The sequence below is a fragment of the Allobosea rubneri genome (genome assembly GCF_032464875.1).
GTDB lineage: Bacteria > Pseudomonadota > Alphaproteobacteria > Rhizobiales > Beijerinckiaceae > Allobosea > Allobosea rubneri.
Map to the genome: position 1 here is coordinate 35,751 of NZ_JAWDID010000013.1, position 22,651 is coordinate 58,401.

22 protein-coding genes are annotated in these 22,651 nt (G+C 67.7%); 6 read left to right on the plus strand and 16 right to left on the minus strand.

The features are described from left to right. Nucleotides 1–122: 122 nt before the first annotated feature. Nucleotides 123–1,469: a hypothetical protein gene (locus tag RKE40_RS10970; protein ID WP_316018279.1), complete on the plus strand. Its 1,347-nt coding sequence runs from the start codon at nucleotides 123–125 to the stop codon at nucleotides 1,467–1,469. 28 nt (nucleotides 1,470–1,497) lie between these two features. On the opposite strand, the gene RKE40_RS10975 is transcribed toward RKE40_RS10970, so the two are convergent. Continuing rightward, nucleotides 1,498–2,220, minus strand: coding sequence for a fused DSP-PTPase phosphatase/NAD kinase-like protein (locus RKE40_RS10975; RefSeq protein ID WP_316018280.1), 723 nt, complete (start codon nucleotides 2,218–2,220; stop codon nucleotides 1,498–1,500). Between the two features lie 177 nt (nucleotides 2,221–2,397). Between RKE40_RS10975 and ppa the strand changes: the two genes are divergently transcribed. Beyond that, entirely contained in the window at nucleotides 2,398–2,940 is a 543-nt protein-coding gene (gene ppa / locus RKE40_RS10980; RefSeq protein ID WP_316018281.1) for an inorganic diphosphatase, read from the plus strand. A 59-nt stretch (nucleotides 2,941–2,999) separates the two neighbouring features. Here ppa and RKE40_RS10985 read toward each other — a convergent pair whose 3' ends face one another. Continuing rightward, nucleotides 3,000–3,620 (minus strand): LbetaH domain-containing protein, encoded by a 621-nt coding sequence (locus tag RKE40_RS10985; protein WP_316018282.1) that lies wholly within the window; start codon nucleotides 3,618–3,620, stop codon nucleotides 3,000–3,002. Here RKE40_RS10985 and phnN point away from each other — a divergent pair. After that, the gene (gene phnN / locus RKE40_RS10990; RefSeq protein WP_316018283.1) at nucleotides 3,619–4,218 is read left to right on the plus strand and encodes a phosphonate metabolism protein/1,5-bisphosphokinase (PRPP-forming) PhnN; all 600 of its coding nucleotides are present in this window, start codon (nucleotides 3,619–3,621) and stop codon (nucleotides 4,216–4,218) included. The genes RKE40_RS10985 and phnN overlap by 2 nt on opposite strands. Nucleotides 4,219–4,236: 18 nt before the next feature. On the opposite strand, the gene RKE40_RS10995 is transcribed toward phnN, so the two are convergent. Genes RKE40_RS10995 through phnG form a run of 8 tightly spaced genes read right to left on the minus strand, consistent with a single transcriptional unit; the run spans nucleotide 4,237 to nucleotide 10,713 of the window. Further along, on the minus strand, nucleotides 4,237–4,938 hold the full coding sequence (locus RKE40_RS10995) for a DUF1045 domain-containing protein (protein WP_316018284.1): 702 nt from the start codon (nucleotides 4,936–4,938) through the stop codon (nucleotides 4,237–4,239). Next, the gene (locus RKE40_RS11000) at nucleotides 4,935–6,074 is read right to left on the minus strand and encodes an alpha-D-ribose 1-methylphosphonate 5-triphosphate diphosphatase (RefSeq protein WP_316018285.1); all 1,140 of its coding nucleotides are present in this window, start codon (nucleotides 6,072–6,074) and stop codon (nucleotides 4,935–4,937) included. The genes RKE40_RS10995 and RKE40_RS11000 overlap by 4 nt, the downstream gene beginning before the upstream one ends. After that, on the minus strand, nucleotides 6,074–6,772 hold the full coding sequence (gene phnL, locus RKE40_RS11005) for a phosphonate C-P lyase system protein PhnL (protein ID WP_316018286.1): 699 nt from the start codon (nucleotides 6,770–6,772) through the stop codon (nucleotides 6,074–6,076). The genes RKE40_RS11000 and phnL overlap by 1 nt, the downstream gene beginning before the upstream one ends. A gap of 46 nt (nucleotides 6,773–6,818) precedes the next feature. Beyond that, the gene (gene phnK / locus RKE40_RS11010; protein ID WP_316018287.1) at nucleotides 6,819–7,625 is read right to left on the minus strand and encodes a phosphonate C-P lyase system protein PhnK; all 807 of its coding nucleotides are present in this window, start codon (nucleotides 7,623–7,625) and stop codon (nucleotides 6,819–6,821) included. After that, nucleotides 7,622–8,548, minus strand: coding sequence for an alpha-D-ribose 1-methylphosphonate 5-phosphate C-P-lyase PhnJ (locus tag RKE40_RS11015; RefSeq protein WP_316018288.1), 927 nt, complete (start codon nucleotides 8,546–8,548; stop codon nucleotides 7,622–7,624). The genes phnK and RKE40_RS11015 overlap by 4 nt, the downstream gene beginning before the upstream one ends. Beyond that, complete coding sequence (locus RKE40_RS11020) at nucleotides 8,545–9,675, minus strand: carbon-phosphorus lyase complex subunit (RefSeq protein WP_316018289.1); 1,131 nt, start codon at nucleotides 9,673–9,675, stop codon at nucleotides 8,545–8,547. The genes RKE40_RS11015 and RKE40_RS11020 overlap by 4 nt, the downstream gene beginning before the upstream one ends. Nucleotides 9,676–9,697: 22 nt before the next feature. Further along, complete coding sequence (gene phnH / locus RKE40_RS11025) at nucleotides 9,698–10,303, minus strand: phosphonate C-P lyase system protein PhnH (protein ID WP_316018290.1); 606 nt, start codon at nucleotides 10,301–10,303, stop codon at nucleotides 9,698–9,700. After that, entirely contained in the window at nucleotides 10,303–10,713 is a 411-nt protein-coding gene (gene phnG / locus RKE40_RS11030) for a phosphonate C-P lyase system protein PhnG (protein WP_390893316.1), read from the minus strand. The genes phnH and phnG overlap by 1 nt, the downstream gene beginning before the upstream one ends. A gap of 117 nt (nucleotides 10,714–10,830) precedes the next feature. Here phnG and phnF point away from each other — a divergent pair, with 117 nt between their 5' ends. Then, nucleotides 10,831–11,580, plus strand: coding sequence for a phosphonate metabolism transcriptional regulator PhnF (gene phnF / locus RKE40_RS11035; RefSeq protein WP_316018292.1), 750 nt, complete (start codon nucleotides 10,831–10,833; stop codon nucleotides 11,578–11,580). A gap of 127 nt (nucleotides 11,581–11,707) precedes the next feature. On the opposite strand, the gene phnE (RKE40_RS11040) is transcribed toward phnF, so the two are convergent. The 5 genes from phnE (RKE40_RS11040) to RKE40_RS11060 all read right to left on the minus strand — a co-directional run bounded on the left by phnE (RKE40_RS11040) (nucleotide 11,708) and on the right by RKE40_RS11060 (nucleotide 16,094). Continuing rightward, the gene (phnE, locus tag RKE40_RS11040; RefSeq protein ID WP_316018293.1) at nucleotides 11,708–12,562 is read right to left on the minus strand and encodes a phosphonate ABC transporter, permease protein PhnE; all 855 of its coding nucleotides are present in this window, start codon (nucleotides 12,560–12,562) and stop codon (nucleotides 11,708–11,710) included. After that, on the minus strand, nucleotides 12,559–13,440 hold the full coding sequence (gene phnE, locus RKE40_RS11045) for a phosphonate ABC transporter, permease protein PhnE (RefSeq protein ID WP_316018294.1): 882 nt from the start codon (nucleotides 13,438–13,440) through the stop codon (nucleotides 12,559–12,561). The genes phnE (RKE40_RS11040) and phnE (RKE40_RS11045) overlap by 4 nt, the downstream gene beginning before the upstream one ends. A gap of 164 nt (nucleotides 13,441–13,604) precedes the next feature. Next, nucleotides 13,605–14,519 (minus strand): phosphonate ABC transporter substrate-binding protein, encoded by a 915-nt coding sequence (gene phnD, locus RKE40_RS11050; protein ID WP_316018295.1) that lies wholly within the window; start codon nucleotides 14,517–14,519, stop codon nucleotides 13,605–13,607. A gap of 62 nt (nucleotides 14,520–14,581) precedes the next feature. Beyond that, nucleotides 14,582–15,400 carry a phosphonate ABC transporter ATP-binding protein gene (gene phnC, locus RKE40_RS11055; protein WP_316018296.1) on the minus strand — a complete coding sequence of 273 codons (819 nt, stop codon included), beginning with the start codon at nucleotides 15,398–15,400 and terminating at the stop codon, nucleotides 14,582–14,584. A gap of 79 nt (nucleotides 15,401–15,479) precedes the next feature. After that, a complete protein-coding gene (locus tag RKE40_RS11060) occupies nucleotides 15,480–16,094 on the minus strand; it encodes a TetR/AcrR family transcriptional regulator (RefSeq protein ID WP_316018297.1) in 615 nt (204 codons plus the stop codon). A gap of 135 nt (nucleotides 16,095–16,229) precedes the next feature. Here RKE40_RS11060 and RKE40_RS11065 point away from each other — a divergent pair, with 135 nt between their 5' ends. Both RKE40_RS11065 and RKE40_RS11070 read left to right on the plus strand, forming a co-directional pair. Continuing rightward, nucleotides 16,230–17,342, plus strand: coding sequence for an efflux RND transporter periplasmic adaptor subunit (locus RKE40_RS11065; RefSeq protein ID WP_316018298.1), 1,113 nt, complete (start codon nucleotides 16,230–16,232; stop codon nucleotides 17,340–17,342). Continuing rightward, nucleotides 17,339–20,422: an efflux RND transporter permease subunit gene (locus tag RKE40_RS11070; protein ID WP_316018299.1), complete on the plus strand. Its 3,084-nt coding sequence runs from the start codon at nucleotides 17,339–17,341 to the stop codon at nucleotides 20,420–20,422. Before RKE40_RS11065 ends, RKE40_RS11070 begins: the two co-directional genes overlap by 4 nt. 78 nt (nucleotides 20,423–20,500) lie before the next feature. Here RKE40_RS11070 and pbpC read toward each other — a convergent pair whose 3' ends face one another. Continuing rightward, nucleotides 20,501–22,651, minus strand: a complete 2,151-nt coding sequence (gene pbpC / locus RKE40_RS11075) for a penicillin-binding protein 1C (protein WP_390893319.1) — start codon at nucleotides 22,649–22,651, stop codon at nucleotides 20,501–20,503.

The window sequence follows — 22,651 nt, forward strand, 5'->3', positions numbered from 1 at the left end:
AGTTGCGGCACGGGATGAGGAGATCGGCACGCCGAGCCTCGTTCCGCTTTCGAAAGGCTGCCGCCAGCATCGGGAAAGTGGCGGGAAACCACCCCCTGAGTATCCCGAGTGAGGCCGTCGGCATGGCTGCGCCTGCAACTTTCGAGAGAGCCCTGGCGCCGGCTTCGGCCGCGCGGCCCGAGCTGGCGCAGAACGCTCTCCACTCCCTTCGGCCAGGTGGCGGCGGCGCCGCGGGACTGTTGCTGGCGCTGCGCTATATCCAGGCCCGCTTCGTGTCGGTCTGGGGGTTGCTGATCGCCGCCCTGCTCTGCCCGCCGGAGATCTTCACCGAGTTCGCGATCTATTCGGCGCTCGCCAATTTCCTGGCGATCGCAGCGCTGCTGCGCTTCGAGGCGGTGTTCTTCCATAATAGCGACCCGGACCGGCTCGGGCGCGCCTTCCGGCTGTCGCTCGTGGCGGGAGCCGGTTTCCTGGGGCTGGCGGCGCTCGCAGCCTTTGCCGCCTCAATGCTTGGCCTCGTCATGGCGGGGTATGCTGCGCTCTTCGTTCTGTCTCTCGCCGGCCGTGCGGCAATTCGTCTGGCTACCGCGGAAGCCACCGCCGAGGGCGATTTTCGGGCGATCGGTAATTCCGGGCTGGTCCAGGCGGTGGTCCAGCCCGGTGCGATGCTCGGACTGATCCTGCCTTTCGGTCCGTCCTCGCTGGCGCTGTTCGCCGCCGATGCGATCGGCCATGCCGTTGCTGCCTGCTATCTCGGCTGGCGTCGCCGCTTCGCCTTCCAGCAGCTCGCCTTCCGCGCCGAATGGTCGCGCTGGGAGCTGCGGCGCTCGGCCCGGCAATGGAGCGCGGCGCCGCGGCTGCTGCTGCCTTCCGTGCTGCTTTCCTTCGGCTTCTCGGTTGCACCGCTCTTCGCGCTGACCTTCGCTTCCGATCCGATCTTCGCCGCGCATGTCGCCCTCGCCATGCGCCTTCTCGACATGCCGACGCAGATGTTCGGCGCGGTCACCCAGCCACTGGTGATGAGCAGCATGCGCAGCCGGCAAGGGCCGGCGCGTCGCCGCTGGGCCCGCATCCTCACCGCTGGGCTCGTATTCGTCGCATTCGTGCTGTTCGCCGGCGTGGCGGGCTTCGCGCTGATCCTCGATCCCTGGCTCGAGGAGACGCAATGGCATGGCATCGGAGCCGTGCTGGCGGTCCTGACGCTGTTCTATGCCGGCATCGCCCTGGTCTCGCCGCTGAACGAGATCGGCACGCTGTCGCGCGACCCGCATCACGCGATGATCACCAATGCTGTCGCTACGGTCGCGATCGTCGCCGTCATCGCCTGGTTTGGCGCGCTGTCGCCAGCGCTGCTCTGCGCGGTCGGCGCGATGTCGCTGCTGCGCATGAGCGCGCATGCCTGCCTGGCCTGGACAGGCTTCGGTGGCGGTAGCACGCCTGGAACCTTGCCGCGGGGGTCGCGCATCTGAGCTTTTCGCGGCGGACCCGCTGTCGGCCTTATTCGCGTCGGATCAGGCGGTCGGCGAGCAGCGAGGACAGGAAGCCCGGCTTGAACTCGCGCTCCAGACGCTCGGGATCGTAGTGGTTGGCGACCCAGTCGAGGAAGGCGATGCCCTTGGCCTCGCCCTCGCGCTCATAGGCCTCGAAGAAGGCGTCGAGGATGCCGGTCTTGGCGAAGCGGAAATGGCCGTAGCGGAAGGAGAGCGCGGCCATCGCTTCCTTAAGCGGCCGCTGCTCGTGGACCAGCAGATAGAGCGCCGCAAAGAATCCGGCGCGGTCGGCGCCAGACTTGCAGTGCACCAGCGCCGGCAGGGCGAGCTCTCGGAAGAACTGCGGCGCCGACAGGATGGTCTCGCGATCGGGCGCGCCGCGCGAGCGCAGCACGAAGTCGATCAGGGCGATGCCGTGGCGCTCGCAGGCCTCGCGCTGGAGCTGCCATGAGCCGTGCTCGCGCCCGCCGCGCAGATTGACGATGGCGCGCACGCCCTGACGGGCGAACCAGGCGATGTCGCCCGGAGCCGGCTGCGCCGCCCGCCAGAGCCGCGGCGTGACGCGATGGGCATTGAGATAGGCGAGCCGGAAGATGCCGTGATCGACCAGCAGCATGTTGGCCCAGGCGCGCGCGCGGTCGAGCCGGCCGCCGAGCGGGCGGTCCCAGCGCGCGATCCGGGCCATGCGCCTGGCATAGCGGTCCTCGTCCCGCCGCAAGCGGTTCAGCATCTCGTCCTACTTTCGTCCATGGCCGGCCCGATACCAGTGCTGGAGGCGGCGCGCAAATCTGGCAGGGAGATGCGAACTGGCAGCCCGGCTTGCAAGGCGGGCAGAAGGTCGGACTTGGCCTTTGCCGCGCAAGCCGGCATAAGGCGCGCCAGTATCGTCCATAGACAGGTCAAGTTCATGCGCCTCGACGCCATCTCCATCGGCAAGAATCCCCCCGACGAAGTCAATGTCGTGATCGAGGTCGCGATCGGCGGCGAACCGATCAAGTACGAGATGGACAAGGAGGCCGGCACGCTCTTCGTCGATCGCTTCCTCTACACCCCGATGCGTTATCCCGGGAATTACGGCTTCATCCCTCATACGCTCTCGGAGGATGGCGACCCCTGCGACGTGCTCGTCGCCAATACGCGTCCGCTGGTTCCGGGCTCCTATATCGCGGTCCGTCCGATCGGCGTGATGATGATGGAGGACGAGGGCGGCGGTGACGAGAAGATCATCGCCGTGCCGGTGCCGAAGCTCACCAAGCGCTACGAAAACGTCCACAACTACACGGACCTGCCGAAGATCACGCTCGACCAGATCCAGCACTTCTTCGAGCACTACAAGGATCTCGAACCCGGCAAGTGGGTGAAGTTCACCGGCTGGGGCGACGCCGCCAAGGCGAAGGAACTGATCCTCGAAGCGATCGAGCGCGCGAAGAAGGCCAAGGCGAAGGGCTGAAGACTGCGGCTTTGCCGCGTCATGCTCAGGACACGCCCGAGCATGACGCGCGCTTGCCGTCAGCCCTCGTATGTCTCCAGGAAGCCCTCGACGCTGAGCGTCCGGAAATCGGAGAGCGCGGCGCGCAGGCGCGCGTGCTCCCAGTCCCACCAGCCGAGCGCCTTCAGCCGCTCAGCGACCGTCTCCGGGAAACGCCGGCGGATGATGCGGGCGGGGTTGCCCGCGACGATGGTGTAATCCGGCACGTCCTTGGTGACGATTGCGCCGCCGGCGACCACCGCTCCCGTGCCGATGCTGCGGCCGGGCAGGATGATGGCGCCATGGCCGATCCAGACATCGTGGCCGATCGTGACCGGGGTCGAGCGGCGCCAGGCGAAGAAGTCGGCATCGTCGTCCGCATCGTCGAAATAGGCCGATGAGCGATAGCTGAAATGCGACTGGCTCGCCCGCTGCATCGGATGGTTGCCCGGGTTGATGCGGGTATGGGCGGCGATCGAGCAGAACTTGCCGATCGTCGTGTAAATGACATCCGCGTCGTTCACGACATAGGAGTAGTCGCCGAGGCTGGACTCGGCGAAGGCGGTGCGGGCGCCGATCTCGGTATAGCGGCCGAGCACCGCCTGCCGCACCCTGGCGGTGGGGTCGATCACCGGTTCAAGCCCGAGTTTCTTGCCTGCCATGACGAATTCCTCTGCTGAAGCGATGATTGCGACGCCGGTCTTGACGGGCGCGCTGGTGCTGGTCGTCGGCCCGTCCGGTGCGGGCAAGGATGCGCTGATGGAAGGCGCCCGCGGCGCGCTCGCCGATGATCGGCGCTTCCGCTTCGCGCGCCGCCTGATCACCCGCCCGGCGCTGGCTGGAGCAGAGGACCATGACAGCTGCGACGAGGCCGGTTTCGTGGCCGCCCGGGCGCGCGGCGAGCTCGCTCTGAGCTGGGCCGCCCATGGCCTGCATTACGGCATCCCGGCGCGCGAGCTCGCCGGCATCGCCGGCGGGGAGGTGGTGATCGCCAATATCTCGCGCGGCGCGATCGGCGCGGCGGAGGCGCTGGCGGAGCGTGTGGTCGTGGTCGAGATCACCGCGCCGGCGGCCATTCTGGCGAAGCGGCTCGCGGCGCGCGGGCGCGAGAGCGAGGCCGATATCGCGAAGCGGCTTTCCCGTGAGGCGCGACTGGTGACGGAGCGCGCCGCCTTGCGGCGGATCGTCAACGACCGGAGCATCGCCGAAGGCGCGAGCGAGCTGTTGGGCCTGCTGCGCGCCTTGGCCGGCCCCGCCTGACACGCCGCGCCTCGTGCTTCAGCCGAAAGGCAGGGAGTCGAGCAGGGTGAAGCGGCTGGCGCGGTCCGCCTGCTTGAAGATCGCGATCCGGTCGAGCACAACTTCGCCGGGCGGAACCGCCTGCGCATGCGCAGAGCTGAGCGCAGTCTTGACGGGTGAAATGAGATCCTGCGGCAGGGCGCCGGTCAGCGTCATGTGGAAGCGGAAGGCATCGCCGACATAGGGGTAGCCGAAGGCCTCGAGATAGGCCCGGTGCGCCGGGGTCAGTGGGCTCTGCAGCCGCCGCGCCAGATCGGCTTCCGAGAGCGGGGCCCGGAACGGCTCGAAGGCCTGGACGACATCGAAGGCGAAGTGCTGCAGCGCCTCGCTCGGCTCGGCCGGGGTCAGGGCGACGAAATGGCCGAGCGCGTTGACGGCGAGCCCGGCGAGCTCGACCGGCGCGCGGCCGGCGACATAATTGCGGGCGAAGGCGCGCAACGCCCCTTCGCTGCGGCCGTCCGAGAGCTCGAACGGGGCCTTCAGCGTCGCGTGGAAGCCATAGCGGCGCGGCTCGGCGGTGAGCGCCGCCCAGTCCAGCCCCTCGCAGCCCGGTGGGACCGCATGAGGCAGGTCGCCGCCGGTGATGGCGTCATAGCCCAGCGCCCCGCTGCCGAAGCGCCAGAGGGCGCTGTCGGCGGAGGGCGCGAAGTAGATGGCGTAGCGCGGCGGGGTTGCGGTCAAAACGCGCGCTCGCCCTTTGACCAGACGGCATTGAGCACCGGCGTCGCGCCGAGCGTCCGGAAGCGCAGCAGGTCGGCGCGCAGGCCGGGCTTGAGGTGGCCGCGATCCTTGAGCCCGAGAATGTCGGCGACCTTCCAGGTCACCATGCCCATCGCTTCCGGCAGGGCGATGCCATGGGCGGCATGGAGCTTGAGCACGGCCTGGAGCAGGCTGGCGGGGACATAATCGGAGGAGAGCCCGTCGAGCAGGCCCTTCTCGGCCAGTTCCGAAACCGAGACGCCGCCGGAATGCGAGCCGCCGCGCACGACGTTCGGCGCACCGGCGATGGTGGCGAGGCCGTGCCGCTTGGCGGCCTCCGCCGCCTCGATCGTGGTCGGGAATTCCGAGATCACGGCGCCCGAGGCGATGCCGGCCTCGACATGGTCGAGCGTGGTGTCGTCATGGGTGGCGATCGGAATGCCGCGGGAGCGGAACATCTCGACTACGGCGCTCCAGTTGCGCGCGACATTCGCCCCGCCTTCGCGCTGGCGGACGACGACATCCTCCTCGAACTCGGCCTGGGTCTTGCCGGTGCCCAGCGCATAGGTGCGCAGATCTTCCAGGTTGCGCCATTGCCGCTGGCCCGGCGTGTGGTCCATCAGCGAGACGAGCTGGACGAGGCCGTCGTCCTGATAGGGCTCGATGTCGCGCAGCAGGTCGGGGCTGGTCAGCTCGCAGCGCATATGGATGCGGTGGTCGATGCGGAAGACCCCCTCGGCAGTGCCGAGCCGCAGCGCATCCATGACGTCGGCGAAGATGTCCTTGCGATAATCCTTGGCCGAGAAGGGCGTGCCGGCGCAGATCGCGTCGTAGACCGTGGTGACGCCCGCCGCCGCCATCTGGGCGTCATGGACCAGCGCCGCCGCGAGCCCGTTCGGCCAGAAGACCTTCGGGCGCGGCATGAAGTGCTTTTCCATGTTGTCGGTGTGCATCTCGACGAGGCCGGGCGCGACATAGTCGCCCTGGACGTCGATCGCCGCCGGCAGCGAGGAGCGGCCCTGGTCGACGGAGAGGATGCCGCTGGCGTCGAAGGCGATGGTGCCGTCGACGATCTCGTCCTCGAGGATCAGCCTGGCATTGGTGAGGATGGTGGTCATCAGGCGGCCTTCCTGAAATCGGTGATGTCGAGATAGCGGGTCGCGACAGCCTCTCGCACGGCTTCGTCGTGGAAGATACCGACGATGGCGGAACCCTGCGCGCGGGCTTCGGCGATCAGCTGCACCACGACATTGCGGTTGCCGGCGTCGAGCGAGGCGGTCGGCTCGTCGATCAGCATGATCGGCGAGGGATCGACGAAGGAGCGGGCGATGTTGACGCGCTGCTGCTCGCCGCCGGAGAAGGTCGCGGGTGCGAGATCCCAGAGGCGCTGCGGCAGGTTGAGCCGCGCCAGCATGGCTTTGGCGCGCTCGCTGGCCTCCTCGGGCGTGGCGCCGCGGGCGAGCAGCGGGTCGCGGACGATGTCGAGCGCCGAGACACGCGGGATCACCCGCAGGAACTGCGAGACGAAGCCGAGCGTGCGGCGGCGGATGTCGAGCACGGTGCGCGGCACGGCGGTGACGATGTCGATCGGCCGGCCGGCATGGGTGACGGCGATGGTGCCGGAGGTCGGCCGGTAATTACCGTAGAGGATGCGCAGCAGGCTGGATTTGCCGGCGCCGGAGGCACCGGCCAGGACCAGCGCCTCGCCGGCCGCGACCGAGAAATTGACGTTGTCGAAGACCGGCAGGCGCACTCCACCCTGATTGTGCAGGGTGAATTCCTTGGCGACGTTTTCGACCTGGATCATCGTGGTCATGGGATCAATGCCTTGTGCCGGCGCGGTGACGCGGATGTGACGGCGCTCATACGGTCAGCACCGCGGATGTCAGAAGCTGCGTATAGGCGTGGTGGGGATCGTCGAGGACCTGGTCGGTCAGGCCCTGCTCGACGACGCGGCCATCCTTCATCACCATCAGGCGGTCGGTGAGCAGGCGCGCGACTGCGAGATCATGGGTGACGATGATCGCGGCGAGGCCGAGATCGCGCACCAGCACGCGCAGCAGGTCGAGCAGTCGCGCCTGGACGGAGACGTCGAGGCCGCCGGTCGGCTCGTCCATGAAGACGAGCCGGGGCTCGGAGACCAGAACGCGGGCGATCTGCAGGCGCTGCTGCATGCCGCCGGAGAACTGGCGCGGCCGGTCGTCGATGCGGCCGGCGGCGATCTCGACGCGCTGCAGCCAGTCGAGCGCGGTCTCGCGAATCCTGCCGTAATGGCGGGCGCCATTGTCCATCAGCCGCTCGCCGACATTGCCGCCGGCCGAGACGTCCATGCGCAGGCCGTCGCGCGGGTTCTGGTGGACGATGCCCCAGGCGGTACGCATCAGCCGGCGCCGCTCCTGCTCGGCGACCGAGTAGATGTCGAGCGGCTCGGCGCCGCCGCGAAAGAGCACCTCGCCCGCATCGGGCTTGTCGATGCCGGCAAGGCAGCGCAGCAGGGTCGACTTGCCCGAGCCGGACTCGCCGACGATGCCCAGCACCTCGCCCGGCCAGAGGTCGAAGGAGACATCGGCGCAGCCGATGCGCTCGCCATAGAAGCGGGATACGCCGGCGACCGAGAGCAGCGGCTGCGGATCGAGCGCGAGTTCCTGCGGGTTGACCTGCATGTTCATGACTTGGCCTCGTCCTCGACCAGATGCAGCGCCGAGGCGTCGGCGAGCATCGCGCCGCGATGGCCTTCCGCCCGGCGCGTCTCACAATAATGGCTGTCGGAGCAGACGAACATGCGCCCGCCCTGGTCGTCGATCACCACCTCGTCGAGATAGGAATCGGCGGCGCCGCAGAGCCCGCAAGGCTGCTCCCAGCTCTGGATGCGGAAGGGATGATCCTCGAAATCGAGGCTGCGCACGCTGGTATGCGGCGGCACCGCATAGATGCGCTTTTCGCGCCCGGCGCCGAAGAGCTGCAGCGCCGGGGACATCTGCATCTTCGGATTGTCGAATTTCGGGATCGGCGACGGCGCCATCACATAGCGGCCATTGACCATGACCGGGTAGTCATAGGTCGTCGTCACCTCGCCGAAGCGGGCGATGTTCTCGTAGAGCTTGACCTGCATCAGCCCGTATTCGGCCCAGGCGTGCATCTTGCGTGTCTCGGCCTCATGCGGCTCGAGCTTCCGCAGCGGCTCGGGCTGCGGCACCTGATAGACCATGATCTGGCCGGCCTTCAGCGGTGCCTCGGGGATGCGGTGGCGGGTCTGAATGATCGTCGCCTCATCGGTCGCCTCGGTGGTGCGCGCGTCGGCGGTGCGCTCGAAGAAGCGGCGGATCGAGACGGCGTTGGTGGTGTCGTCGGCGCCCTGGTCGATGACCTTCAGCTTGTCATCTGGACCGATGATCGCGGCGGTGACCTGGATGCCGCCGGTGCCCCAGCCGCGGGCGAGGGGCATCTCGCGCGAGCCGAATGGCACCTGGTAGCCGGGGATCGCCACCGCCTTGAGCAGGGCGCGGCGAATCATCCGCTTGGTCTGCTCGTCGAGATACGCGTAGTTGTAAGCCGGCTTGGTATCGCCGCTGAGTTTCTGGTGCACGGTCATTCCGCGGCCTCCGGCAGCGCTTCGCTCGGCTGATCGGCGAGCTTGTCCTGGCGTTCCTGCCGCTCTTTGCGAATGCGGCGGATCAGTTCGAGCTCGCCCTGGAAATCGACATAGTGCGGCAGCTTCAGGTGCTCGACGAAGCCGGCCGCCTCGACATTGTCGGAGTGGTAGAGGACGAATTCGTCCTGCTGCGCCGGATAGGTCGTGGCCTCGCCGAAATCACGCGCCTTCAGCGCCCGGTCGACCAGCGACATCGACATCGCCTTGCGCTCGCTATGGCCGAAGGAGAGCCCGTAGCCGCGGGTGAATTGCGGCGGCACGTCCTTGGAGCCGGCGAACTGGTTGACCATCTGGCATTCGGTCAAGGTGACGTCGCCGAGATCGACGGCGAAGCCGAGCTCCTCCGGCACATATTCGACCGCGACCTCGCCGACCCGGACCTCGCCGACGAAGGGATGGCTGTTGCCGAAGCCGCGCTGCACGGAATAGCCGAGGCCGAGCAGAAAGCCCTCATCGCCGCGCGCCATCGCCTGCAGGCGGACATCGCGCTCGGCCGGGAAAGAAACGGGCTCGCGGGTGAGATCGAAGGGACGCGGATCGCCTTCCGGAGGCGCTTCCTCTTCCATCAGCCCCTCGGCGCCGAGGATGTCGGGCACGCGGGGCATCGCGGCGTCGAGCGGCTGCGCCGCCGGACGGGTCTGCACCTCTCCTGGAGCCGCCTCGTCCATCAGGGCGAAATCGAAGAGCCGGTGAGTGTAGTCATAGGTCGGGCCGAGCACCTGACCGCCGGGCAGATCCTTGTAGGTCGCCGAGACGCGGCGGCGGATCGCCATCCTGGCGGTGTCGAGCGGCTCGGAGGAGCCGAAGCGCGGCAGCGTCGTGCGGTAGGCGCGCATCAGGAAGGCAGCCTCGATCGCATCGCCCTGCGCCTGCTTCAGCGCCAACGCGGCGAGATCGGGATCGTAGAGCGAGCCCTCGTTCATCACGCGACCGCAGGCGAGACCCATCTGCTCGCGGATCTGGGCGACTGCGAGCTCGGGAACGCTCTCGTCGCCGCGGCGGGCCTCGGCGACGAGATCATGCGTGGCGAGAATGGCGGCTTCCCCGCCCTTGACCGCGACATACATCAGTAAAGCTCCCGGCGGGTCATCAGCGGGTCTCCAGGATTTGGGTCGAGCGCGGCAGGCCGATCAGCTCGGCGCCATGGCTCAGGATGAGATCGACGCCGCACGGATAGAGCTCAGCATTGGCGGCGACCTCGCCCCAGAAGCCGGGGCGCAGGCCGGACGGAGCGATCTCGCAGGTTCCTGCGATGCCTGGGCCTTCGAGGGTCACCGCTTCTCCGCCGGCGAGCGCGGCGCATTGCACGATCACGGTGGTCGAGCGGTCGGGAAACTGATCGTCGCCCGGGTTGAAGGCGGCAAGCTTGGGCTCGAGCGCTGCGCCGTCGATCACGGCAAAGGCGGCGCGGGCGGGATACTCGACGAGGGCGGCGCCGCAATGGAAGCGCAGCCAGGCGCCGGCAGGCCCGTCGCGCAGTGAGGCGGGTAGCCAGATCGGCGTCTCGTAGTCGGCGAGGGTCAAGAGAGCGAGCGCGGTGGCGCGTGCGAGCCCGGCCGGCGGCTCGACCGCGATGGCGAGCTCACGGACCTGGCCGGGCTCGGAGAGCGCCGCCAGCAGGGCCCGGAAGGCTCCTTGCGACTGGAAGACCGGGTCGGAGAAGCCGGCGCCGAGCAGGGTTTCGTTCGTTGCCATCAGCCGCCCCTGACCAGCGTGAAGAAATCGACCTTGGTGGCGGCCGCCTTGCGCGAGGCGAGCTCGCGAGCCGCCTGCTGCTTGTCGGCGAGCGCGCCCACGCCCTGCCGCAGCGGGCCGGTCTCGGTTTCGTCCTGGAGCAGCGCGTCGGTGATCGCCGCCAGCCGTGCCTTGCCGGCATCGCGGCCGAGCGCATAGGAGAAGCCCATCGCCCCGTTGCCGAGGCGGATGACGCAGCGCGTCACCGTCGCCTCGCCGAGATTGAAGCGCCGCCCGGCGCCGCCGGCGCGGCCCTCGACCATGACGGTGCCGGTCTCGGGCGCCTTGAGAATCTCATAAGCCGGTAGGGGGCCGGCCTGTGCCAGAAGCGCCTCGATCTCGCGATGAGAGGCGCGGGCCAGCACGGCCATCCATCGCTGCCGTGTTGCGGTTTGAGTCATCCGGTGCTGCCTCTCGCCAATCTCTAATGTCTAGACTATCATGGATCTGAACCCGCGAAAGGTCTATACATTTCAGATGAAATTTTCATGACGGACACGGCTCCCGAGACTGCGACCGGCGAGGCCGGCACGGCCTGGCGGCGGATCGCCGATGCGCTGGCGGCGTCGATCGAGCAGGGCGAGTACCGGCCGGGCGATACGCTGCCGGCCTCGGTCGCGCTCGCCGAGCAGTATGGCGTGCACCGCCACACCGTGCGGCAGGCCTTTCGCCATCTCGCCGAGTGCGGGCTCGTCACGGTGTCACGCGGCCGCGGCACTCAGGTGACGGCGCCGCGCTTTCCCTACCGGCTCGGCCGCCGGGTCAGCATGCGCACCAATTTCGGCGCCGCGGGCATCGCCGTGTCGAGTTCGGTGCTGTCGACGCAGATCGTCAGCGGCGAGGCGCAGCATTGTGCGATGCTGGGGTTGCCCGAAGGCACGCCGCTCTGGGCGATCGAGACCTTGAGCCGGGCCGGGGGGACGCCGGTCGGCACCGGCATCCACTATCTCAGCGTCGAGCGCTTCCCGGGCTTCGACGCGATCCTGACGGAGGCGGGAGCCTCGATCACCGCCGCCTTCAAGGCGTGCGGCATCCCCGATTATGTCCGGCGCTCGACAAGGCTGGCGGCGCGGCTCGCCACCGAGCGCGAGGCGACCCTGCTGCAGCTCGCGCCGGGCGAGGCGGTGCTGCAGACGCATGCACTCGATGCGCTGCCGGACCTGACGCCGATCCACATCGTCAACAGCGCCTTCGCCGGCGAGCGGATGGAAATGGTGGTCGAGCCCTTCGGGGAGTGAACGGCACAGGTTGGCCGTCGCGTCATGCTCGCCCTTGTGGCGAGCATCCACGTCCTGAACGCCGTGTTCGATCAGTGAAGCAAAGTCGTGGATGGTCGGGACAAGCCCGACCATGACGGCGAGAGCGTTACACCGCCCGCTTGCCGATGATGGCGAAACGCAGCTTGCCGGAGATAAAGTCGATCGTCGTCACCGCCGCGAGGATGAGCAGGATCAGGAAGGAGACCTGCTGCCATTCGAGCGTGCGGATCGTCTCGGCGAGGTAGAGGCCGATGCCACCCGCGCCGACGATGCCGATGATGGTCGAGGAGCGGGTGTTCGACTCGATATAGTACAGCACCTGGCTGGCGATCACCGGCAGCACCTGCGGGATCAGGCCGAAGCGGATTTCGTGCAACTTGCCGCCGCCGACCGAGGCGACGCCGTCGACCGGCTTGCGGTCGGCGGCCTCGATCGCCTCCGAGAACAGCTTGCCGAAGGCGCCGAGATCGCTGGTCATGATGGCGAGCATGCCGGCGAAGGGGCCGAGGCCGACGACATTCACCCAGATCAGAGCCCAGATCAGCGCGTCGACGCCGCGCACCGTATCCATCGAGCGCCGGGCGAAGAAGTGCACGATGCGGTTGGCGACGACGTTCTTGGCGGCGAGGAAGCCGAGCGGGAAGGCGAGGATCGCCGCCAGGATGGTGCCGAGGAAGGCAATGGCGATGGTCTCGAACAGCGCCTTCACGAAGATGATGGCACGAGCGGCCGAGCCGGGATCGGGCGGCAGCATCAGCACCACGAAGGTGCCGAGATTGGCGAAGCCGGCGAAGATCCGCGCAAACGAGGTCTCGAGCGTGGTCAGGCCGTAGACGAAGAGCCCGACGAGTCCGCCGATGACGGCGAGCGTGATGATCCTGGTCCTGAGCGAGCCGTCGATCGCGGTCTTGTGGCGGGCGACGAGCGCGGCACGGTCGGCGGCCGAGAGGGCGAGGCTCATGAGCGATGCTCCAGGCTCAGCAAAGCGTGGCGCAGACGCTCGGTGCCGTAGTCGATCAGCATGACCGTGACGATGATCAGCAACAGGATGGCGCTGACATCGGTGAAGTAGAATTTGCGGATCGCCTCGATCAGGTCCTGGCCGATGCCGCCGGCGCCGACGAAGCCCATGATCGAGGCGCCGCGGACATTGATCTCGAAGCGCAGCAGCGTGTAGCTCGCGAAGTTCGACAGCACCTGCGGCACGACGGCGAAACGCACGGTCTGCCACCAGCTGGCACCCGTGGCGGTGAGGCCGTCGACCGGCTTCATGTCGATGTTCTCGACGACTTCGGAGAAGAGCTTGCCCATCGCGCCCATGGTGTGGATGGCGATGGCGAGGACGCCCGGCAGCGGGCCGAGGCCGAAGGCGATGACGAAGATCAGCGCGAAGACGATCTCCGGCACGGTGCGGCAGAATTCGAGGAAGCGGCGCGTGACCCAGCGCAGCCCGGTCGAGCGGCCGAGATTGCTGGCGGCGGCGAAGCAGAGCAGGAAGCCGCCGACGGCGCCGAGCACGGTGCCGACATAGGCGATGACCACGGTCTGCCAGAGCAGCTTCAGCCAGCCATTGATACCCCAGTACCATTCCTTGAGATCGGCCCCGAAGGTCGCGAGCCGCAGCGTCGGCATGGTCTCGAGGATGTATTTCGGGAAACGCCAGGCGTTCTCGGAGAATTTCTTCAGATCGACTTCGGCGCCGATGCCGGCGAGCACGACGCAGACGGCGAAGATCGCGAGGCCCAGCAGGGTCTGCAGGCGCTTGGCCGCCATTTCGCGCCGATAGAGCTCAGCATGAGCGGCGATGGCGGGGGCGTTGGTGTCGATCGCGAGTGTCATTGAACTGAGTCCGTCGCCGAAGGAGGTGCGGCGAGTGCGCGCCGCGGCCGTCATGCTCGCCCTTGTGGCGAGCATCCACGTCTTGGACACCGCACGCGATCAGTGAAGCGAAGACGTGGATGGTCGGGACAAGCCCGACCATGACGGGTAGCGGATGAGAACGCTTACGAAGACTTCTTCTTGCGCAGCTCGTCGACGAACTTGTTCAGCTCGATGATCGGGTCGTAGGCCTTGTTGTCGACGGCGACGAGCGGGCCCTGCTTGCCTTCATAGATCTTGTCGAAGGCGGCCTTGTCCTTGGTGGTGATGTTCAGCACGGCGTCGCGGATCTTGGCCTTGAGCTCTTCCGGCAGGTCGCTGAGATAAGCCAGCGGCGAGTTCACGATCTGCTCGGACTTGAAGATGATCCGGAAATCGTCGGCCTTGGCCATGTTCTTGCGGACCATGCGCTGCAGGTTCGACTCCTGCTCGTCGTTCCACCAGTTGGCGACGATGTCGACCGTGCCCTGCTGCAGGGCGATGATCGCGTTCTCGTGGCTGCCGGTATAGACGACCTTGCCGAAGAAGGTCTCGGGCTCGATCTTCATGCCGTTCAGCGCGAAGCGCGGAACGTTGTTGCCGGAGGTCGAGTTCGGATCGACGAGGCCGAGATTCTTGCCCTTGAGGTCCTCGACCTTCTGATAGGGCGAGTCCTTCTTCACGTAGAAGACCGAATGATAGCCCTTGGTGCCGTCGAGATTGGTCTCGATGGCGAAAGCGTCGACCTTGGCGCCGGTCATACGGGCGCGGGCGAAGGAAGACGGGCCGTAGGAGGCGATGTGGATGTTGCCGGCGCGCTGGCCCTCGATGATCGCGGCGTAGTCGTTGGCGATGCGCAGCGTCACCTTGGTGCCGAGTTCCTTCGAGAGATAATTGACGAAGGGGGTGTAGCGCTCGGTCACGCCCGAAGCGTTCTCGGCCGGGATGATCGCGAAGACGAGCTCGGGATACTTCGCCTTCCAGTCCTGGGCGAAGGCCGGGGTCGCCAGCGTCGCGGCGAGGCCGGCGGCAAGCGTCAGGGTATGACGACGGGTCAGCATGGGAGTGCTCCTTAGAGGGACTATCTGGTGGTCGGGGTAGGCGTTGCCCGCGGACGATCCGCTCAGGCGACGTTCTGTCGGGCGCGCTTCGCCTCGGAGGTGGCGATGGCGTCGAGCGCATCGAGCGCCTCGGCGCCGGCGTCCTTGGCTTCGATTCCGTAGAGTTCGGCCGCGATCTCGCTGGTCAAAGCGTGGGGCGGGCCGTCGAACACGACCTTGCCGGCGGCCATGCCGATCAGCCGGTCGCAGTACTTCGCCGCGATATCGAGATGGTGCAGGTTGGAGATGACGGTGATGCCGTCCTCGCGGTTGATGCGGAACAGCGCATCCATGACGATCTGGCAGTTGCGCGGGTCGAGCGAGGCGATCGGCTCGTCGGCGAGGATGATCTGCGGCTCCTGGACCAGAGCACGGGCGATCGCGACGCGCTGCTGCTGGCCGCCGGAGAGGGTCTCGGCGCGCTGGGCGAGCAGATGGCCCATGTCGAGCCGCTCGAGCGCGGCGATGGCGCGGATCTTGTCGTCCTGCGAGAAGCTCTTGACCAGGGTCAGCGCCGCCGAGCGATGGTTGAGGCGGCCGAGCAGCACGTTGGTGAGCACGTCGAGGCGGCCGACCAGATTGAACTGCTGGAAGATCATCGCAGTGTCGCGCCGCCAGGCGCGCAGCGCCGCGCCGCGCAGGGAGGTGACGTCGCGCTCGCCGCTGAGGATGCGTCCGTCGCTCGGGTCCGAGAGCCGGTTGAGCATGCGCAGCAGGGTCGACTTGCCGGCGCCGGAGCGGCCGATGACACCGACCATCTCGCCCTTCGGAATCGAAAGGTCGACGTTATCGACGGCGGCCTTGCCACCGAAACGCTTCGTCAGGCCTTCGATGCGCAGCATCGTCGCTTCTCCTCGCATTCAGCGAGGGGACCGGTATCGATGCCAGATGACAGTGCCGTGACGCTGGCTGTGGACCGGATCAGGCGCCGCGCAGCAGGAGATCGGCGCAATCGGCGACATAGGCCTTCAGCGCCGCCGCCGGGGCCGGATCGATGCCGAGCAGGCCGCGCGCCTGATGAAGGCCGCGGATCATGCCGAGAAACTGCTCGGCCAGGATGCGGGCGCGCTCTTCATCTACGGGCTTTGCGACGCCATCACCGGATCGTGAACGCTCGGCGATGAGGGTGCCGAGCTCCTCGATCATCCGGCTGGCGCCGGCTTCATAGGCCGCCCGGCCGAGCTCCGGGAAGCGCGCGGAGGCGCTGACGATCAGGCGGTGCAGGTCGAGCGAGGCCGGATGCAGCATCATCGCCAGCGCGTCCTCGCCGAAGCGGATCAGGATACTGCGCAGATCGGCCTTCTGTTTCGGCTGCTGGCGCAGCGGAATCGTCAGTTTTTCAGTCAGTTCGGCGCAGATCGCCTTGAACAGCGCTTCCTTGTCGGCGAAGTGGCTGTAGATGGTCTGCTTGGAGACGCCGGCGCGCTGGGCGATCTGGTCGAGGCTGGTGCGGTCGAAGCCCTCGGCCAGGAACATCTCCGAGGCGGCCCGGGTGATCGCGTCGTGTTTATCCGGCCGTGATTTCTCAGCCGGCATCGACCTTGCTTCCGTCGTTGCGGGGAGTATAGGGCCCTCAATCGACATATCCGACATTCTTCCGCCTATTTGAGACCTTATCAAACTAGACCGTCCAGTCTAAGTTAAGCACGCGGCACCGGAGCGTCCAGCCTCATGAAGCGTTTCTTCCTTCTCGTCCTGATCGCCGGGCTGGCTGGCGGCGGCTATTACGGCTACCAGAAACACTTCCGGGCCGTAGGCCAGCCGGCACAGGCCGCCGCGACCTCGCCGAATCCGGGCGTTCCCGTCGAGGTCGGCGCGGTCGAGAGCATGACCGTGAACGAAGAGGTCGAGGCGCTCGGCACGCTTGCCGCCGACGAATCCATCATCATCGCCTCGGAGATCGCCGGCCGCGTCATTTCGCTCGGCTTCCGGGAGGGCGAGCGCGTCCAGGAAGGACAGGAGCTGGTCAAGCTCGATACCGCCATCCTCGATGCCGAGCTGAAGCAGGCCCAGGCCGATCTCTCGCTCGCCCGCGACACCCATGACCGCAACCGCTCGCTGGTCTCGCGCGGCGCGGGCACGCAAGTGGCGCTGGAGCAGGCGACGGCGCAGCTCGCCTCGCAGGAGGCGCGCGTCCAGTTGGTCCAGTCGAAGCTCGCCCAGGCGACGATCAAGGCGCCGTTCACCGGCGTGGTCGGGCTGCGCTCGGTCGGCGTCGGCGACTACATCTCGGTCGGCAAGCCGCTGGTCGCCCTCACCAATATCGACCCGATCAAGGTCGATTTCCGCGTGCCGGAGATCTTCCTGACCCAGCTCAAGGTCGGCCAGCCGGTGCAGCTCAAGGTCGACGCCGTGCCCGACCGGCCGTTTTCCGGCCAGATCTTCGCGATCGATCCGGTGGTCGACATCAATGGCCGCGCGGTCAAGCTGCGCGCCAAGGTTCCCAATGCCGATCTCGTGCTGCGGCCCGGCCTGTTCGCGCGCCTGACCATCGTCGTCAACCGGCGCGAGAACGCCCTGGTGGTGCCGGAGACTGCGGTGGTGCCGGACGGCATCGGCAAGATCGTCTTCATCATCGAGAACGGGAAGGCCAAGCGCGTCCCGGTCGAGCTCGGCAAGCGCCTGCCGGGCAAGGTCGAGATCGTCAGCGGGCTCAAGCCCGGCATGCAGATCGTCACCGCCGGGCAGATGCGCCTGCGCGAGGGCTCGACGGTCTCGATCAAGCAGAAGGCGAGCGTTCAGACGAGCGCGCTGCCCGGCACCGCTCCGGGCAGCGTGCAATGAGCCTGTTCGAGCTCTTTGTCCGCAGGCCGGTTCTCTCGACCGTCCTCAGCCTGCTCGTCGTCCTGATCGGCTTCGTCTCCTATACGCGCCTGACGGTGCGCGAATATCCGAACATCGACGAGCCGATCGTCTCTGTGCAGACGACCTATCGCGGCGCCAGCGCCGAGATCATCGAGACGCAGGTCACGCAGATCCTCGAGAACTCGATCGCCGGCATCGAGGGCATCGAGACCATTACCTCGACCAGCCGCCAGGAGCGCAGCCAGATCTCGGTGCGTTTCCGCCCGGATGTCGACCCGGACGTCGCCGCCTCCGATGTCCGCGACCGCGTCAGCCGCGTGCGCGGGCGCCTGCCCGACGAGATCGACGAGCCGATCATCGCCAAGGTCGAGGCCGATGCCCAGCCGGTGATGTACCTGTCGCTGACCAGCACGCGCCATTCGCCGCTGGAGCTGACCGATTTCGCCGACCGCTTCATCGCCGACCGCGTCCAGAACATCACCGGCGTCGCCGAGGTCCGCATTCTCGGCCAGCGCCAATACGCCATGCGGATCTGGCTCGATCGCGCCCGCATGGCGGCCTATGCCATCACCGTGCAGGAGGTCGAGGCGGCGCTGCGGGCGCAGAACGTCGAGATCCCGTCGGGCCGGATCGAGAGCAACGACCGCGAATTCACGGTGCTCTCGCAGACCAGCCTGAACACGCCCGAGCAGTTCCAGCAGATCACCGTCAAGGATGCGAACGGTTTCCCGGTCCGCCTGCGCGACGTCGCGCGCGTCGAGCTCGGCGCCCGTGAAGAACGCAACGCGGCCTGGTTCAAGGGCAGCCCCTCGGTGACGATCGGCATCGTCAAGCAGGCGGTCGCCAATCCGCTCGACGTCTCATCCGGCGTCCAGCAGGCGCTGCCCGGCATCATCGAGGACCTGCCGGACGGGATGTCGATCGCGACCTCCTACGACACCTCGATCTTCATCGATCGCTCGATCAAGGCGGTCTACACCACGATCGCCGAGGCGGTCGTGCTCGTCGTGCTGATCATCTTCCTGTTCCTGCGCTCGCTGCGCGCGACGCTGATCCCGCTCGTCACGATCCCGGTCTCGCTGATCGGCGCCTTCGCGCTGATGTACGCGCTCGGCTTCACGGTGAACACGCTGACCTTGCTGTCGATGGTGCTCGCCATCGGCCTGGTGGTCGACGACGCGATCGTGGTGCTGGAGAACATCCACCGCCATATCGAGGAGGGCATGGAGCCGACCAAGGCGGCGATCAAGGGCATCAACGAGATCGCTTTCGCGGTTGTCGCGATGACGCTGACGCTGGTCGCGGTCTATGCGCCGATGGCCTTCTCCACCGGCCGCACCGGCAAGCTCTTCATCGAGTTCGCGCTGACGCTCGCCGGCGCCGTGCTCGTCTCCGGCTTCGTCGCGCTGACGCTGACGCCGATGATGTGCGCCAAGCTCCTGCGCCACGAGCACAAGCACAATTTCCTCTACAACGCGCTCGAACGCTTCTTCGAGGCACTCTCCAGCGGTTATCGCCGCTCGCTGCGGTTTGCCTTGTCGATGCGGCCGGTGATCGTGCTGCTCGCGCTCGGCGTCGCCGGCGGCAGCTATTACTTCTTCACCAATCTGCGCTCTGAGCTGGCCCCGGTCGAGGATCGCGGCACGATCACCTCGATCGGCGTCGCGCCGGAGGGGGCGACCATGTCCTTCACCGCCGATTATGCGCGGCGCGTCGAGGACTATTTCAGCAAGATCCAGGAGGTGGAGACCTATCTCGTCATCGTCGGCTTCCCGGACGTGACGCGCGCCATCGCCTTCGCCCGGCTGAAGCCCTGGGAACAGCGGCACCGCAAGCAACAGGACCTGGTGGCAGAGATCAACAAGGGCCTGTCGCAGATTCCCGGCATCCGGCTCTTCGCCACCAATCCGCCTTCGCTCGGCCAGGGCGGCGCCAACAGCAAGCCGGTCGAGTTCGTGCTGCGCTCCTCGGATTCCTATGCCGAGATCAAGCAGAACGTCGATCGGCTGATCGCGGAGGTCCAGGGCAATCCGGCCCTGACCAACATCGAGACCAACCTCATTCTCGACAAGCCGCAGATCAAGGTCTCGATCGACCGCCAGCGCGCCGCCGATCTCGGCGTCGGCGTCGACGTCATCGGCCGCACCATGGAGACGCTGCTCGGCGGCCGCCAGGTGACACGCTTCAACATGAACGGCGAGCAGTACGACGTGATGCTGCAGGTTGCGGGCCAGGACCGCAACACGCCGCAGGCGCTGCATTCGATCTATCTGATGGGTCGGGGCGGCCAGGCGGTGCAGCTCTCCAGCCTTGTGCAGATCGAGGAGAACGTCGCGCCCAAGGAGCTGATCCGCTTCAACCAGCTGCGCTCGGCGACGATCACCGCCGTGCCGGGTCCGGGCTATTCGCTGGGCGATGCGCTGACCGTGCTGGAGCAGGCGGCGGCGCGGATCCTGCCGGCCAGCTACCAGAACGACTATTCCGGCCAGAGCCGCGAGTTCAAGCAGTCGGGCTCGTCGATCCTGCTGGTCTTCCTGCTGGCGCTCGGCTTCATCTATCTCGTGCTGGCGGCACAGTTCGAGAGCTTCATCGACCCCGTGGTGATCATGGTCTCGGTGCCGCTGTCGATGACGGGCGCGTTGGCGGCGCTGTACTTCACCGGCGGCACGATGAACGTCTACAGCCAGATCGGCCTGATCACGCTGGTCGGCCTGATCACCAAGCACGGCATCCTGATCCTCGAATTCACCAACCAGCTGCGCGAGGAAGGCAAGGAGATGCTGGAGGCGCTGGTCGAGGCGGCGGAGCTGCGTCTGCGCCCGATCCTGATGACCACCGGCGCCATGGTGCTGGGCGCGGTGCCGCTGGCGCTCGCCTCCGGCGCCGGCGCCGAGAGCCGCTCGCAGATCGGTTGGGTCATCGTCGGCGGCATGACCTTCGGCACGCTGCTCACGCTCTATGTCGTGCCGGTCGCCTACAGCTATCTGTCGCGGGCGCAGCGCCCGGTGCACGGCGAGGCGCCGGAGCACCCGAAGGCCCATCCGCAGCCGGCGGAGTGAAGCGTTCGCAAGGCCGGGGTTTGCCCCGGCCTTTTTTGCTGCGTTTCCGGAGGCGCGTCGGACCTGACGCGTCTTCTTTTATTGAAGCCGGACCGAGACGCTTTCGCTGGCGCCGGCGGCATCGACCACCGAAATCCGCACGAAACCCTTGCCGGGCGGCTGCCATTCCGTCTCGCGGCGCCGGACCGGGCCGGTGATCGGTGCGCCGTCGACCAGCCAGGTGAAGGGCGCGACGCCGCCGGCGACCTTGAGGCCGAGCTGCGGGCGCCCGCCCTCGGGGCTCGAGGCGGCGAGATCGATGCGCGCGCCCTCGGGCGGGAAGGCGAGCTTCAGGCCCGGGGTTGCCAGCGCCGCCACGGTCTTCGGCACGTCCTGGCGCAGATGGCGCAGCGGCGGCGGCAGGGTCGCGCTGGTCGCGGCGATCACGCCGGGCGGCTGGAGGAAGGGGCGCGGATCGTGGCCGATGCGGGCGAAGGCGTCGAACAGGATCGGCGCCGCGACCGCGCGACCGACCAGACCGGGCACGGCACCGTTGTCGGCGCGGCCGACCCAGACGCCGATGGTGTGCCGGCGGTCGAAGCCGACGGCCCAGGCATCGCGGTAGCCATAGGAGGTGCCGGTCTTGTAGGCGATCCGTCCGGGCGCCGCGTTGAGCGGTGGCGGGGCGCCGAGCAGCGTGTCGGCGACATAGAAGGCGGCGACCGGCTCGACGAGGCGCAGCGGGACGGTGCCGGGATCTGTCGTTGCCGTGACCTTCAGCGGCACGACCTCGCCGCCGCGGGCGAGACCGACATAAAGCCGCGTCAGGTCGGAGAGCGTGATCCCGAGGCCGCCGAGGCCGATGGCGAGGCCGGGAGCGCCGCCCTCCTTGGGCATGGCGATGGCGGCGCCGGCATCCTTCAATCGCGACAGGAAGCGTTGAGGGCCGAGCGCCGAGAGCAATTCGACCGCCGGCAGGTTGAGCGAGAGCTGCAGCGCCTTGCGGGCGCTGACCATGCCCTGGAAGCCGAGGTCGAAATTTTCGGGGACATAGAGGCCGTAGCGGGTCGGCCGGTCCTCCAGCATCGTCTCGGGATGGGCGAGACCGTTGTCGAAGGCGAGCGCGTAGATGAAGGGTTTCAGCGCCGAGCCGGGTGAGCGCAGGGCCTGCGTCAGGTCGAGCGAGCCGGCGCGCCCGGCGTCGAAATAGTCGACGCCGCCGACCGAGGCGCGGATCTCGCCGGTCTCGTTGTCGGCGACGAGAATGGCGATCGAGAGCTGCGGGCCCTGGCCGATGGCGCGCTCGCGGGCGAGCTGTTCCAGGCTCGCCTGCCAGCGCGCATCGAGGCTGAGGCTGTGCCGCTTCTGCTCGGGATACCCGGCCACGACCTGTTCGGCGGTATGCGGCGCCAGCGCCGGGAAGGGCTTTCGCGCTGTCGGTATCGGCTCGTCGCGGGCAGCGGCGACTTCGCCCGGGGTGACGAGGCCCGCGGCCTCGACCCTCGCGAGCACGCGCTCGCGGGCCTTGAGCGCCGCTTCCGGGAAGCGGTCGGGCCGGCGGGTCTCCGGCGATTGCGGCAGCGCGACCAGCAGCGCCGCCTCGGCGGTCGAAAGCCGCTTTGGCTCCTTGCCGAAATAGGCGAAGCTCGCGGCGCGCACCCCTTCGAGATTGCCGCCGAACGGAGCGAGCGTCAGGTAGAGGTCGAGGATCTCGGTCTTGCCGAAGCGCCGCTCCAGTTCGAGCGCGCGCACCGCCTGCCTGAGCTTGGCCGAGAGTGAGCGTTCCTGGCGCGGTTCGAGCAGGCGGGCGACCTGCATGGTCAGGGTCGAGCCGCCGGAGACGATGCGGCCATTGCCCAGCATCTGGCCGGCGGCGCGGATGATGCCCTGCGGGTCGACGCCGAGATGATCGTCGAAGCGCTTGTCCTCATAGGCCTTGAGCATGGCGAGATAGCGCGGATCGACATCTGTGGCGCCGACCGGCAGCTTCCAGCGGCCATCTCCGGTGACGAAGGGGCGCAGCAGCTTGCCCTCGCGGTCGAGCACCACGGTCGAGCGGTCGCTGGCGGCAGCGAGGTCGAGCGGGGGGAGTGTGGAAGCGTACCAGGAGAGGGCGCCGGCGGTGGCGGCGACCAGGGCGAGGGCGCCTGCGCCGGCATAAGCGAGCCGACGCGGCCGAGCGCGCTTTCCTTCCCCCCCCGAACGAAGAGGGGATTCTGTCGCGCTTTGCCTATCGTGCGGCGCGCTCAC

Excerpts from the sequence above, each read along its gene's own strand:
- RKE40_RS10970 (WP_316018279.1), top strand. The coding sequence starts at position 123 with ATGGCTGCGCCTGCAACTTTCGAGAGAGCCCTGGCGCCGGCTTCGGCC.
- RKE40_RS10975 (WP_316018280.1), bottom strand. The coding sequence starts at position 2,220 with ATGCTGAACCGCTTGCGGCGGGACGAGGACCGCTATGCCAGGCGCATG.
- ppa (WP_316018281.1), top strand. The coding sequence starts at position 2,398 with ATGCGCCTCGACGCCATCTCCATCGGCAAGAATCCCCCCGACGAAGTC.
- phnN (WP_316018283.1), top strand. The coding sequence starts at position 3,619 with ATGACGAATTCCTCTGCTGAAGCGATGATTGCGACGCCGGTCTTGACG.
- RKE40_RS10985 (WP_316018282.1), bottom strand. The coding sequence starts at position 3,620 with ATGGCAGGCAAGAAACTCGGGCTTGAACCGGTGATCGACCCCACCGCC.
- RKE40_RS11000 (WP_316018285.1), bottom strand. The coding sequence starts at position 6,074 with ATGACCACCATCCTCACCAATGCCAGGCTGATCCTCGAGGACGAGATC.
- phnL (WP_316018286.1), bottom strand. The coding sequence starts at position 6,772 with ATGACCACGATGATCCAGGTCGAAAACGTCGCCAAGGAATTCACCCTG.
- phnK (WP_316018287.1), bottom strand. The coding sequence starts at position 7,625 with ATGAACATGCAGGTCAACCCGCAGGAACTCGCGCTCGATCCGCAGCCG.
- RKE40_RS11015 (WP_316018288.1), bottom strand. The coding sequence starts at position 8,548 with ATGACCGTGCACCAGAAACTCAGCGGCGATACCAAGCCGGCTTACAAC.
- RKE40_RS11020 (WP_316018289.1), bottom strand. The coding sequence starts at position 9,675 with ATGTATGTCGCGGTCAAGGGCGGGGAAGCCGCCATTCTCGCCACGCAT.
- phnH (WP_316018290.1), bottom strand. The coding sequence starts at position 10,303 with ATGGCAACGAACGAAACCCTGCTCGGCGCCGGCTTCTCCGACCCGGTC.
- phnG (WP_390893316.1), bottom strand. The coding sequence starts at position 10,713 with ATGGCCGTGCTGGCCCGCGCCTCTCATCGCGAGATCGAGGCGCTTCTG.
- phnF (WP_316018292.1), top strand. The coding sequence starts at position 10,831 with ATGACGGACACGGCTCCCGAGACTGCGACCGGCGAGGCCGGCACGGCC.
- phnE (WP_316018293.1), bottom strand. The coding sequence starts at position 12,562 with ATGAGCCTCGCCCTCTCGGCCGCCGACCGTGCCGCGCTCGTCGCCCGC.
- phnE (WP_316018294.1), bottom strand. The coding sequence starts at position 13,440 with ATGACACTCGCGATCGACACCAACGCCCCCGCCATCGCCGCTCATGCT.
- phnD (WP_316018295.1), bottom strand. The coding sequence starts at position 14,519 with ATGCTGACCCGTCGTCATACCCTGACGCTTGCCGCCGGCCTCGCCGCG.
- phnC (WP_316018296.1), bottom strand. The coding sequence starts at position 15,400 with ATGCTGCGCATCGAAGGCCTGACGAAGCGTTTCGGTGGCAAGGCCGCC.
- RKE40_RS11060 (WP_316018297.1), bottom strand. The coding sequence starts at position 16,094 with ATGCCGGCTGAGAAATCACGGCCGGATAAACACGACGCGATCACCCGG.
- RKE40_RS11065 (WP_316018298.1), top strand. The coding sequence starts at position 16,230 with ATGAAGCGTTTCTTCCTTCTCGTCCTGATCGCCGGGCTGGCTGGCGGC.
- RKE40_RS11070 (WP_316018299.1), top strand. The coding sequence starts at position 17,339 with ATGAGCCTGTTCGAGCTCTTTGTCCGCAGGCCGGTTCTCTCGACCGTC.